Source organism: Paenibacillus mesophilus, from assembly GCF_005938385.1.
Classification (GTDB): Bacteria; Bacillota; Bacilli; order Paenibacillales; family NBRC-103111; genus Paenibacillus_AB; species Paenibacillus_AB mesophilus.
The window spans coordinates 59499-72244 of the sequence record NZ_VCRA01000023.1; the positions used below are offsets into that span (position 1 = coordinate 59499).

At 53.8% G+C, this 12746-nt stretch carries 12 protein-coding genes and 1 other annotated feature; of the genes, 10 read left to right on the forward strand and 2 right to left on the reverse strand.

The annotated features are described in order from the left end of the window. Positions 1-3 precede the first annotated feature (3 nt). Positions 4-1419, forward strand: a complete 1416-nt coding sequence (locus FE783_RS28575) for an NAD-dependent malic enzyme (RefSeq protein ID WP_420799779.1) — start codon at positions 4-6, stop codon at positions 1417-1419. Positions 1420-1568: 149 nt separating this feature from the next. On the opposite strand, the gene FE783_RS38065 is transcribed toward FE783_RS28575, so the two are convergent. Beyond that, on the reverse strand, positions 1569-1742 hold the full coding sequence (locus FE783_RS38065) for a hypothetical protein (protein ID WP_202916284.1): 174 nt from the start codon (positions 1740-1742) through the stop codon (positions 1569-1571). A gap of 178 nt (positions 1743-1920) precedes the next feature. Here FE783_RS38065 and FE783_RS28580 point away from each other — a divergent pair, with 178 nt between their 5' ends. After that, positions 1921-2565 (forward strand): SOS response-associated peptidase family protein, encoded by a 645-nt coding sequence (locus tag FE783_RS28580; RefSeq protein WP_138882799.1) that lies wholly within the window; start codon positions 1921-1923, stop codon positions 2563-2565. A 275-nt stretch (positions 2566-2840) separates the two neighbouring features. Continuing rightward, positions 2841-3075, forward strand: a binding site (T-box leader). Positions 3076-3151: 76 nt separating this feature from the next. Next, entirely contained in the window at positions 3152-4435 is a 1284-nt protein-coding gene (gene tyrS, locus FE783_RS28585; RefSeq protein ID WP_138882800.1) for a tyrosine--tRNA ligase, read from the forward strand. A gap of 76 nt (positions 4436-4511) precedes the next feature. Here tyrS and FE783_RS28590 read toward each other — a convergent pair whose 3' ends face one another. Beyond that, on the reverse strand, positions 4512-5501 hold the full coding sequence (locus tag FE783_RS28590) for a stalk domain-containing protein (protein WP_138882801.1): 990 nt from the start codon (positions 5499-5501) through the stop codon (positions 4512-4514). A 218-nt stretch (positions 5502-5719) separates the two neighbouring features. On the opposite strand from FE783_RS28590, the gene FE783_RS28595 reads away from it, so the two are divergent. From FE783_RS28595 to FE783_RS28625, 7 genes are all read left to right on the forward strand, one after another. Then, positions 5720-6412, forward strand: a complete 693-nt coding sequence (locus tag FE783_RS28595) for a FadR/GntR family transcriptional regulator (protein WP_138882802.1) — start codon at positions 5720-5722, stop codon at positions 6410-6412. A gap of 136 nt (positions 6413-6548) precedes the next feature. Next, the gene (locus FE783_RS28600) at positions 6549-7241 is read left to right on the forward strand and encodes a FadR/GntR family transcriptional regulator (protein WP_138882803.1); all 693 of its coding nucleotides are present in this window, start codon (positions 6549-6551) and stop codon (positions 7239-7241) included. A gap of 230 nt (positions 7242-7471) precedes the next feature. Continuing rightward, complete coding sequence (locus tag FE783_RS28605) at positions 7472-8572, forward strand: sialidase family protein (RefSeq protein ID WP_138882804.1); 1101 nt, start codon at positions 7472-7474, stop codon at positions 8570-8572. Between the two features lie 17 nt (positions 8573-8589). Then, on the forward strand, positions 8590-9495 hold the full coding sequence (locus tag FE783_RS28610; protein ID WP_138882805.1) for a dihydrodipicolinate synthase family protein: 906 nt from the start codon (positions 8590-8592) through the stop codon (positions 9493-9495). Then, positions 9492-11063 carry an FAD-dependent oxidoreductase gene (locus FE783_RS28615; protein ID WP_138882806.1) on the forward strand — a complete coding sequence of 524 codons (1572 nt, stop codon included), beginning with the start codon at positions 9492-9494 and terminating at the stop codon, positions 11061-11063. Before FE783_RS28610 ends, FE783_RS28615 begins: the two co-directional genes overlap by 4 nt. Next, positions 11042-11740, forward strand: a complete 699-nt coding sequence (locus FE783_RS28620) for an N-acetylmannosamine-6-phosphate 2-epimerase (protein ID WP_138882807.1) — start codon at positions 11042-11044, stop codon at positions 11738-11740. The genes FE783_RS28615 and FE783_RS28620 overlap by 22 nt, the downstream gene beginning before the upstream one ends. Then, positions 11730-12671, forward strand: coding sequence for an ROK family protein (locus FE783_RS28625; RefSeq protein WP_138882808.1), 942 nt, complete (start codon positions 11730-11732; stop codon positions 12669-12671). Before FE783_RS28620 ends, FE783_RS28625 begins: the two co-directional genes overlap by 11 nt. The last annotated feature ends 75 nt before the right edge of the window (positions 12672-12746 follow it).

The window sequence follows — 12746 nt, forward strand, 5'->3', positions numbered from 1 at the left end:
GATTTGGCCTCAAATACTAGCATTATTATTCGGCTCGAGCTGGCGAAAACGCCCGGTTCCTTCGCGGAAATCGCCGGAGCGATCGGCGAGGCCGGCGGCGACATTATCGCCGTCGATATGATTCACGCCGGGAAACAATCGACCACGAGGGATATAACGGTCAATCTGATGGGTGTTCCGGCCAATGAAATTACGGATGCGATTCGCCATATGCCGGGCGTTACGCTTGTCAACGTATCCGATCCTACATTCCTGGCTCACCTCGGCGGTAAAATCGAAACTCAGCCGAAAATGCCGATCAAAACGCGCGACGATTTGTCCAAAGTGTATACGCCGGGCGTGGCGAAAGTGTGCATGGCGATCCATGAAAACCCGGCAAGCGCATTCTCGCTGACGATCAAGCGGAATACGGTAGCGGTCGTCTCCGATGGAACTGCCGTATTGGGACTCGGAGATATCGGCCCCGAGGCGGCTATGCCGGTCATGGAAGGAAAGGCGATGCTGTTCAAGCAGCTGGCGGGCGTCGATGCATTCCCCTTATGTCTCGCCTCCAAGGACACGGAAGAAATTATCCGCACCGTCAAGCTGCTGTCTCCCGCATTCGGGGGCATCAATTTGGAAGACATTTCGTCCCCTCGCTGTTTCGAGATCGAGGAGCGTCTTAAGCAGGAGCTTAACATTCCCGTATTCCATGACGATCAGCACGGTACCGCCGTCGTCCTTCTTGCGGGACTTCTGAACGCTCTGAAGATCGTCGGCAAAACGACCTCCGACATACGAGTTGTCGTGACGGGGATCGGCGCCGCCGGCGTGTCCATCGTCAAAATGCTGCTTGCCGCAGGGGTTAAACATTTGATCGCGGTCGATCGCGAAGGCGCTCTATGCCGAACCCGGACATATTCGAATCCGATGTGGTCGTGGATTGCGGAGCGAACGAACCAGGAGCTTAAAGAAGGGCTGCTGTCCGATGTCATTCCGGGTGCCGACGTGTTCATCGGCGTTTCCCGCAAAGGGGTGCTGAAGCTCGAAGATATTAGACGGATGGCGTCCGATCCGATCGTATTCGCGATGGCGAATCCGGAGCCGGAGATCGAACCGGAGCTGGCCGAGCCTCATGTGCGGGTTCTCGCCACCGGGCGAAGCGACTATCCGAACCAGATCAACAACGTGCTTTGCTTCCCGGGCATTTTTCGCGGGGCGCTGGATTGCAGAGCGACGACGATCAATGAGGAAATGAAGCTGAAAGCGGCTTGGGCGATCGCCTCCGTAGTCAGCGACGATGAATTGACCGACCAGTACATCATCCCGAGCATATTCAACGATAAAGTCGTTCCGGCCGTCCGCCACGCCGTCATTCAAGCGGCGATCGATACGAACGTGGCCCGGAGAATACCGCCGGAGTTTCGTCAGGTGAATTAACGGAAACGACCCGGTAAATTTACAAGCCCCAGCACCCTAGAGAAATCAGAGGTCAAGTTCGGCATTAAGCGCAGCCGGAATGCAAAAAAAGGAAAAGCCCCAGGCCGTAATGCACGGTCAAGGGCTTTTTTCCTTTGCGGTAACGCAGATTACGCCTCGAATCCGTCTTCCGTCTCCGAATCTTGTTCCCGGCTCGCGGCGATCACTTTCCGGTCCGCTTCGCTTCCGCCGATGATTTCTTCGGCCGCCTCGGTTTGCTGAGCGAGCTGCTCTTCGATTTGACCGATTCCGTGCGCTTCTTGCTGCTGTTTGTTTCTGGACATGGACGTGGCCTCCTTGTTAGTCGAAATGAAAATTTGCCCTACATACGATGCGCAGAAACCGGCATAAGTATGCAACTCCTTTTACCCGCTACGGTCCGAAAATCATTTTCATTTCCGAGGTTAATAATGGCAGCCGTTGAGAATAGTAAAGGGAAAATCGATCGAAGGAGAGTCTCCAATGAACTACCGATTTACGCTGCAAGCGGATGTCCGCCAACTGACCGGACGCTTTGGCGTCACGCAGGTGCTGGCTTATGATGCGAGAGAACGCGAGAAATGTCCGACCGATTACATCGCTTGCGTATATACACAAGGAAACGAACGGATACTGGACGAGTTCCGGTGGGGACTGCTGCCGTTCTGGGCCAAGAATAGCGTGCAGGCGGACGGACTGACGGTGCTCGAGAACAAATCGTTCGACTATGGATTGAAGCGGCAGCGCTGTATCATCCCTTGCAGCACCTACTTCAGATATATACCGGAGCAGGGGAGACGGAAGGCGGAGCGGTTTATGTTTCATCAAGGGGAGATGCTCGCTATGGCGGGCGTTTATGACATTCGCTTGAGCCCGCAAGGCGAGGAGCTGCAAGCGTGCACGATTTTATCCGTCAGGAAGGCCGCTCCCGGACAGGACGAAGAGGTGCCGATCCTGCTAGGGGCGAAACAAATCGAAGCATGGCTTTCCCCGGACTTTATGGACAGACGCAGCGTGATCGATCTGGTCGAAGCGATTGCCGAATCGCAACCGAAATCGCTGCTGCCGCCGACCAGTGCGGCCGTAAAGAATGGGAGCGAGGGCGGGTTGGAGCCGTTTCCCGCTTAGTCCGACTGCTGCCAGGGCGCGGCATAGCCTCGCTTATCTGTTCTGTCGCCACGCTGCTGTGGTATAATGGAGTTACAACGATGCGCGCATACAGGATGACATTCTGAACGGAACGGATTGAAGCTGTATGAGCGAAAAAACGAACAGGCGCAAGCAGGAAAGCATTAAGCTTGATCAAATGATGCGCGTATTATTTGGCCTCGCGGTTGCACAAGGAGACGGCATCGCATTGACACGATGACGCAGAAATGATATAAAATGATCAAACGTAATCCAACAATGCGAGGAAGGGAACAAGTAGCGCTTCGATATCGGAGTCCCAGAGAGCCGGCGGTTTGGTGCGAGCCGGTACACGAGCGAACGCGAATTACGTCCCGGAGCATCCGACCCGAAACCGCACCTATGCGGAAGGGGAGGACGGACAATCGGCCGTTATCCGATTCGAGTGGAAAGCGTCTCCGCGACGGGGCGTTTTCAATTAGGGTGGTACCGCGATGACTCGTCCCTGTTACGAACAGGAGACGGGTCTTTTTGTTTGTTCATCCCATTCAGGCGATACCGACACAACACCAAAGGAGAGATATGAATGACAACCACAAACATTACCGATGCGGCATTGCTGGAGGACTTGGAATACCGCGGGCTGATTTACCAAATGACGGACCGCGAAGGATTGAAGAAGAAGCTGGAGACGGAACGCGTCGTCCTGTACTGCGGCTTCGACCCGACGGCGGACAGCCTTCATATCGGCAGTCTGCTGCCGATCCTGTGTCTGCGACGCTTCCAGCTCGCCGGCCATATCTCGATCGCGCTCGTCGGCGGGGGCACCGGCTTGATCGGCGATCCGAGCGGAAGATCGACGGAACGGTCGCTCAATACGGCCGATACGGTGGCTCAGTGGACCGACAGCTTGAAGCGGCAGCTGTCCCGTTTTCTCGATTTCGATCTGCAGGATAACCCGGCCAAGCTGGTCAGCAACTACGACTGGCTCGCTCCGCTGGACGCGATCTCGTTTCTCCGCGATGTGGGCAAAAACTTCACCGTCAACTACATGCTGGCCAAAGATTCGGTCGACTCGCGTCTCGCGAACGGCATCTCGTTTACCGAGTTCAGCTACATGATTCTCCAGGCTTACGACTTCCATAAGCTGCATCAGGAGCACGGCTGCTCACTGCAGCTCGGGGGTAGCGACCAGTGGGGCAACATTACGGCCGGACTCGATCTCATCGGCAAAATGGGCGGCGGGGACGCCTTCGGCATCACGATGCCTCTCGTCACGAAAAGCGACGGCAAAAAATTCGGCAAGTCCGAATCCGGCGCGATCTGGCTCGACCGCAGCAAAACGTCCGCTTACCAGTTCTACCAGTTCTGGGTGAACACCGATGATCAAGATGTCATTAAGTTCCTTAAATATTTCACGTTCCTGACGCGCGAGCAAATCGGCGAGCTGGAGACGGAGCTGAAGGAGCGCCCGGAAAAACGCGTCGCCCAGCGCGAGCTGGCCCGCGAAGTAACCCGGATCGTGCATGGCGACGAGGCGGTCGAGAGCGCGGAAAAAATTACGCATGCGCTGTTCTCCGGCGATGTGACGCAACTGAACGAAGCCGAGCTTGTCGAAGCACTGCAGGATATGCCCACGACCGTGCTGGACAATGAGCCGGAAACGGGCTTGATCGATCTGCTGGTGGCTGCGAAGGCGGCGCCTTCCCGCCGTCAGGCGAAGCAGGATATCGAAAGCGGAGCCGTATATGTGAACGGCGAACGCATGAACGGCATCGACAGCGTGATCAAAGCGGAGCACCGTCTGCATGGCAAATATGTCGTACTGCGGCGGGGCAAAAAAAATTATTACTTGGTCCGGTTTCAATAAGGAACTTGTTCCTAAATTGCGGTGAAGTAGGAGCTCTCCCAACGGAGGGCTCCTGTTCCTGCTGCGGCTTTAATATTCAATTCACTTTTACTATAAATACATAGCTTGCATCCCCGTCAACATACTTATCCGATGTTTTCCATTGCGCAAAAAGGCTGTACACATAAACACCCTTTTCACTTGGAAAAGAAAAGACATTGTTTACTAAATGCTCCTTTGCGGCATCGATTTGCTTCCCATCTTCAACAAGGTATCTGGATAACTGTACGATTTTAGGTTTCGGGTAGTAATCAAAATAAATTACCGCCTCCGCTCCTGGATGTACTTCAACCGGTTTCTGCCCAATACTATCAATGTGTTTTATCGGACTTAGGTAATCGGCGCATCCCCTCCAGCAATACGACGATAATGTAACCGGTAATGTTGGATGACTTGTAATGGATGGTACTGGCGGAGTACTTCCTTTAATGGGAACAACATCAAAGTAATTCACTTTAAGTTCAAGACGTGAATAGCTCGTAAAATCTCCATCCCCAATAGCTTCAAATTCATGAATAACTCCAAGCTCATTTATTTTTCCATAATCTCTTCCGCCTTCTAAAACCAACCCTTTTTCAATTTGCCCCAGCTTCAGTCCTGACCGATCGTAGAAGCTTAAAGTGAAGAAACAGTAAAGAGGATCGTTTGACTCCCGATTCTTATCTATCAATAGTTGCCCCGACACTTTTTTATTATCATTTTTAGCAACTTCTATATTGCTAACCGCTATATTCGGAAAGTTAGGATCTTTTATTACGGCATGATCTTTGGAAAATAGTACAGAAACCGTTTCATTTTTTGCATTGTATCCAATGGCAGCTCCAACTGCCTCGCTAACATAACGAATTGGCACGTATAAATGTCCGTTGTAATTAAAAGCCGCGTACTCCTCTCCCATATTCGCTTTTTTACCGTTAAAAATTAGTTTAATCGGAGATGGAGTTATTTCTATCGTGTTGGATGCTACAGCAACAGATGTGAGAGAAAATAGGATTCCAACGAGTAGACCGAGTGCAAATTTTTTCATACATTTCCTCCATAAAAAAATAGTATGACTATATTATCATATTTATTTTTAAATTTTACAATATATTACATTCATTTCGGTCTGCTGTTGGGGGCGAAGGGCTCCTCTTCTTGCAGCGCCCCACTTGATTTTACAAACCCGTACCCATAAACTAACTTATAGGCCAATGAGAGAGGATCATTACAAGAAACAAGCCGGCCGCCCGGAGGAGCAGGAACGTGGAGCAGATCATTAGCGACGACTACATGCTGAAAAATATGGCGTGCTATAAAATAAAAGATTACGTAGCCGCGAACCGTCTTAAGCCCGGAGACAAGCTGCCGACCGAGAGAGATTTGGCCTTGGCCTTGGGTGTAAGCCGTCCGGTCATCCGGGAAGCGCTAGGCACGCTGGAAGCGCTCGGCTACATATACAAAAAGCGTGGAAAAGGGATTTTCGTCAAGGAAGCCGATCTTTCCTCACTATTTCAAGAGATGCTGTTTTTGTGGAGCCATGTAGACAACCAGTCGGACAATCTTCTTGAGTTCAGAATCATTCTCGAGCAGGCGGCGGTTGCGCACATCGTTGACCGAGCCGGAACAAGCGATGTGGATCTGGAGCGGATATCCCGTCTCGTTGATGAAGCGGAACGCGCTCCGTTAACGAAGAAAGAATTCGCCAAGCATGAATACAGCTTTCACCGGGAGCTGCTCAGCTTGACGGGGAACCCCATCTTCATCCAACTTACTGATGTGATCCATAAATATTTCCAAATGGTGGAGTTGAAAAATAAGGACAACGACAGCTCGGACGGAGTAGAGGGAAGCATCCGGGATCACCGGGCGATCGTCGAGCTATTGAAGAACAAAGATAAGAACGGTGCGGCCGGCATGATCCGGAGCCATTTATTGAAGCCGCTAGGAGCAAAATAGGCAATACAGCGGGGGGCATTAGGATATGCGGCAATTTGTTTCAAGTCCCCCCAAAAAAGAAATAGTTGAATTTCACTATCCCATGTATTATATTAGGTAATACCATAGTATATATGAAAGGGGGTGAGCGAAGAGCATGGACACCTTGATCCGGAAATCGCTAAAGGATGTTGCGATAGAGAAAATCAAGCAATATATCGTCGAGCACAATCTCCAGCCAGGTGATCCGTTTCCGAACGAGAAGGAAATTATCGAGCTTCTTGGCGTAAGCCGAACCGTTGTCCGGGAAGCGTTAAAGTCGCTTGAGACGATCGGGATTCTCAAGCTTAAGCCGGGTGACGGCATTTTCGTCAGCAACGCCTCTTTGGAGCAGCTGATGGATCAGTTCTACTTTCGCTGGTTCGGCAATCAGCAGAAAATGATGGAGCTGCAAGAGATTCGTCTCATACTCGAGGTCGCCGCTGTCGAGCTCGTTATTATGCGCGCGGAACCGCAAATGCTGAATGAGCTGGATGAATGGAACGACAAGATGGAACAGGCGATCCGCAATTCCGAGCCGCTTATCGAGCAAGATATCGGATTTCATCGCACATTGTTCAAATTGACGGGCAACGAGTCTTTTTACGAATTCAGCGAAGTCATCAGCAAGTTTTTTATGGAAGTTCGCCATAAACGGCTTTCTGCTTCAGGTGGCCGTGTAACGCTGGACGATCATAGACGGATTACGCAGAGCATCAAGGAGAAAAATATCGGGCAAGCGAAGGAGCATATGTTGAAGCACCTTAGCAAGTCCAGAGCTTTGAAGGAACCGGAAGGAAATGGGACTTAGCAAGCGGCACCCGGTTTGGCATGGGCTGATCGTTCTTGTTGTAGCCGATGCGGGCGGGTAAGGATGCGGATATACGCTATCCTTTCTATTAGGTATTACCATGCTATATTTAACGGAATGTTATTATGCATGAGTTATTCTCATTTCTGTAACTGAACTGCCGCCTCGAAACGATTTAGATGATTATAGGTATTACCATAGTATATTTAATAGTAGGGAGAGTCTTGGGAATGGACAAAATAGGGAAGGTCGTCCTGGAACTCGGTCCGTCGGCCGGCAATCCGCGAAACAGCGAAGGCGCGTTTATCGATCTGCCGGATGGGAGGCTGCTGTTCGTATACAGCCGATTTATCGGCGACTCCAATGCCGACGATGCGCCTTCCTGCATCGCTTCCCGATATTCCGGCGACGGAGGCGAGACTTGGTCCGAAGATACGATAATCGCGAAGGCTGAGGAGCATGGGGCCCGCAATATTATGAGCGTATCGCTCTTGCGGATGGAGAACGGGGACATCGGTTTGTTCTACTTCGTACGCCGGGCGAGAAATGACGGAAGACTCCACCTCCGGCGCTCGAGCGACGAAGGAAAGACATGGAGCGAAGCCCGGTGCTGCATCCCCGGACTCGGGTATTACGTGACGAATAACGATAGGGTCGTCAGGCTGTCCGGCGGGCGATTGATCATTCCGACTTCTTTTCACAAAATGGCCGGCGAAGAGGCCGATTACAGCGTTCCCCATCACCAGAACGATTCGAGAGGCATCGCCCACTTTTTTTTATCGGACGACGACGGACGGGCATGGCGGGAAGCGAAAACATTTTGCGCCATGCATGCCCCCCATGCCAAATCCGGCTTGCAGGAGCCGGGCGTGATCGAATTGACGACAGGCGTGCTGTGGTCCTGGGCACGGACGGATGCCGGCTGTCAGTACGAGATGTTCTCGATGGATAAAGGGGAAACGTGGAGTCAAGCGGCACCGTCACAGTTTTCTTCGCCCCGGTCGCCGTTATCGATGAAACGGATTCCCGCCAGCGGCAGCTTGCTCGCGGTATGGAACCCGGTCCCGAATTACCAGACGCGTATGCTAACCGGCAACAACGGGGGGCGTACGCCTTTAATAGCCGGCATCAGCAGAGACGATGGGCAAACGTGGAAGCGATTTTTTTACTTGGAGAAGGAAGAGGACAGGGGCGGTTACTGTTATACCGCCATCCATTTCGTCCACGACGCCGTCCTGCTCGCTTATTGCGCGGGATTGCCGGAGGACGGAAGCCGGCTCGCCCGGCTGCGGATACGCAAAGTCGGCTTGTCCGAGCTCGGGGCTTTATAAAGAGAGGAGAATGGGTGTTGGAGACGAATAATAGCAACAAGCTGAAGGGTGTCATTTGCCCGATGGTAACGCCGCTCGACGAGCGTGAAAATATCGATGAGGCCGGAGTGCGCAAGCTCGTATCCCGGCTAATCGACAAAGGCGTGGACGGCATTTTTCTGCTCGGGAGCATGGGAGAATTTCCGATGATCGTGGAGGAGGAGAAGGAGAGGCTCATTCAAATTACCGTCGACGAGGCGAAGGGAAGGGTTCCCGTCATGGCGAACGTATCCGCGGAAGGACCGCGGAAGACGGAACGGATGATGCGGAAGGCGATTGACGCCGGCACGGACCATGTCGTGCTCGTTCCCCCTTATTTCTATAATGTGCGGGACGAGAGGGAAATCAAACAGTATTACATTACGATGAGCCGAAATTCGGATAAACCGTTAGTCATTTATAATATCCCGGTGTATACGAACAACCCGATCCCGCCCGGCATGGTGGTCGAATTAAGCGAAGAACCGAACATCGTCGGCATTAAAGCCGATCTATTCGCCAACTTGCCCATGTTTAGACAGCTTAGAGGCCGAGACGACTTTTCCATCCTGCACGGAAATGAAGGGACGCTCGACTTGGCGCTCGAACTCGGGGCGGACGGGATTATCCCGGGCATATCGAGTCTGGCGGTTGACCGCTGCGTCGAGCTGTACCGGAAAGCCAGAGAAGGCGACACCCGCGCCGCCGGCAAACAGCAGTTGGAGCTTGCGAACATACAGGAAGCCGTATTCGGCAAGAAAGCGGCTCATTGGGGAACCGGGCATAAATATGCGCTTTCGCTTCTCGGACTGTGTCAACCGTTTGTAGCCACTACGCTGCTTCCGCTTGAAGAACGGCAGAAGGAACGGATCGCTGCAGCCGTGTCGGAGTACGGGCTATCATGATGGCGGAATACTCGGCCCATATCGTCATTGTCGGAGGTAGCACGGGGGGCTGCGCCGCGGCGCTGGCCGCTGCGCGCATGGGGCATAACGTGATCATCACCGAGGAAACGAGCTGGCTTGGAGGGCAATTGACGAGCCAGGCCGTTCCTCCCGACGAGCATTCGTATATCGAACAGTATGGTTGTACCCGCAGTTACAGGCGTTACCGCGATGGAGTACGGGCTTATTACAAAAATCATTTTCCGTTGACAGCAGAGGCGCGCACCGATAGCCGCTTCAACCCCGGCAGCGCGTTCGTAAGCGCGATCAGTCATGATCCGAGAGTCGGCGTCGAGGTCATACAAGAGATGCTTGCTCCGTACGTACATAGCGGACGAATCCGGCTATTGATGCAATACCGGATCGTATCGGCAGAGGCGGACGGCGACCGAGTACTTTCGGTCACGGCGGAGCATGCTCCATCGGGCGAGCGAGCGATCCTGACCGCCCCCTATTTTCTGGACGCGACCGATTGCGGAGATTTGCTGCCGCTTGCCGGAATCGAATATACGACCGGCGCGGAAAGCGTCAGCCAAACCGGGGAACCGCACGCGCTCCCGGGAGAGCCCGATCCGGCGGATATGCAGGCCATTACGTACTGCTTCGCGATGGACTACAGAGCCGGGGAGGACCATACGATCGACAAGCCGCGAGACTACTCCTTTTGGCGGGACCACTGTCCCGACATTTGGCCCGGCAAGCAGCTCAGCTGGGTCGCGCCGAATCCGCGAACGCTTGAGTCGCAGCAGTATACGCTGTTCCCGCAGGACGGTTTGTTCTCGCTATGGTTATATCGCCGCTTGATCGCTAAAAGCAATTTCGCGCCGGGTACGTTTGAAAGCGATATCACCCTCGTCAATTGGCCGCAAAACGATTACTGGCTAGGTCCGGTCATCGACGTAAGCGAGGAACGGAAGCGCGCGAACTTGGACGCGGCCAAGCAGCTAAGCCTTTCGCTGCTGTATTGGATGCAGACGGAGGCGCCCACGCATGACGGCAAGACCGGTTATCCGGGCTTGCGCCTGCGCAAAGATGTCACGGGTACGGAAGACGGATTGGCGATGGCGCCGTATATCCGCGAATCGCGCCGCATCCGGGCGGAATTTACGGTAATCGAGAACCATTTGAACCCGCAGCTTAGAAAAAACGGACGTTCCGAGTTTTATTTCGATTCGGTCGGAATCGGTCATTATGCGATCGATCTGCATCCGAGCACGGGCAACCGAACGTTCATCGACGTGCCGAGCATGCCGTTTCAAATCCCGCTCGGAAGCCTCATTCCGGTCCGGATGAACAATGTGCTCCCGGCGTGCAAAAATATCGGAGTTACGCATATTACGAACGGATGCTACAGGCTGCATCCGGTGGAATGGAATATAGGGGAAGCGGCCGGAACTTTAGCGGCATTTTGCCTGCAAAAAGGGTATTCCCCGCGGCAGGTCCGAAACGACCCGGAAAAGCTTGCATCGTTTCAGCAAATTCTAGTGCGCGAAGGAGTGGAATTGCAATGGCCGACATCCGCGACGTGATCGACTGTCTCCGGTACGGCATCATCGTCTCTTGCCAAGCGTTGGAGCATGAACCGATGTTTGGCTCCCATCATATGGCGGCCATGGCCGCGGCTTCGGAACAAGGCGGTGCGGTCGGCATTCGCGCCAATACCCCGGCGGACATCGCCGCCATCAAGGAACGCTGTGCATTGCCGGTGATGGGCATTTACAAGCGAGAGTATCCTGATTCCGGCGTATTTATTACGCCGACCTTTCGCGAAGCGAAGCAAGTCGCGGATGCCGGCGCGGAACTGATCGCCATCGATGCGACGCCGAGAAGGCGTCCCGGCGGGCTAACTTTGCGAGAGCTGGTGCAGGCAATCAGGGATTACAATCCCCGCATCGGCATCGTCGCCGACGTATCCACCTTCGAGGAGGGGGTTAAAGCGATGGAGCTCGGGGTCGATATGGTGTCAACTACGCTATCCGGGTATACGCCGGACAGTACGTACCAGGATGGACCGGATATCCGGTTGGTCCGTGAACTGTCTGCTCTGGGCAGAATTCCCATTGTAGCGGAAGGTCGCATATGGACGGCGGACGATTGCAGACAATGCAAGGAAGCCGGTGCATACGCCATTGTGATAGGGACGGCGATAACGAGACCCCGGGAAATAACGGGGCGGTTTGTGAGGGCGATGCAAGGTGGCGCATGAAGCTGCAATAGGAGTGGATATTGGGGGAACCAAAATTCATTTTGCCGTAGTGGACGACAACGGGCAGATCCGCTGTCAGGATATCGTGCCGACGAGGGGCGAACGGGGGGCGCAAGCCGTCATGGAAACGGTGCTGACCGGTATCGCAAGCATGATCGATATTCACGGCCGTCTGGAGGAGCCGCCCCCGATTACGGGAATCGGCATCGGCAGCGCGGGGCAAATTCATTACGCGACGGGGAACGTCGCGCACGCGCTGGATGGAATACCCGGCTGGATCGGCACCCCCATTAAACGTGCCGTGGAGCAACGGTTTCCTTATCCCGTCTACGTAGATAACGATGTCAATGTCATCGGCATCGCCGAGAAGCGGTTCGGCGCCGGGCGCACGCTTGACCATTTCATTTGCTTGGCGCTCGGTACCGGCGTAGGAGGCGCGATTTTCCATTCCGGCCGGCTCCTTCGCGGAGCTTACGGAGGGGCGGGCGAGCTCGGGCATATTTCCGTCGACTTCAACGGTCCCCGCTGCAGCTGCGGCAATTTCGGATGTCTCGAATTGTACGCCTCCGGAACGGGCATAGCGAGAATAGTCCGCGAACGAAGCGCGAAGCATGGCGTTTCCGACCCGGGTATCGATTCGAAGGATGTAATGGCCGCTTGGCATGCGGGAGAGAGCTGGGCGGAGGAAGTGATGCAAGTAGCGATTCGTGCTTTAAGCGTCGGAATAAGCGGTATCATTCATGCGTTTAACCCGCAAGCCGTCATAGTCGGAGGCGGAGTTGCCTCGAACGGCGACCTGTTATTGAAGGAAGTGTCCGAGCAGGTGAGGCAAACAACCGCTTCCGCGATGTGGAACGAGGTCAAGCTGCTGCCGGCATCGATGGGGGCGAGTTCGGGGGTCATCGGGGCGGCCGCGCAGCGATGGTTTTAACGATAAAGAAAGTGTAACTTCGCAGAAGCATTAAACCGGAGTGCGACTTTCTTTACTAAGAAAAGCTACACCTTA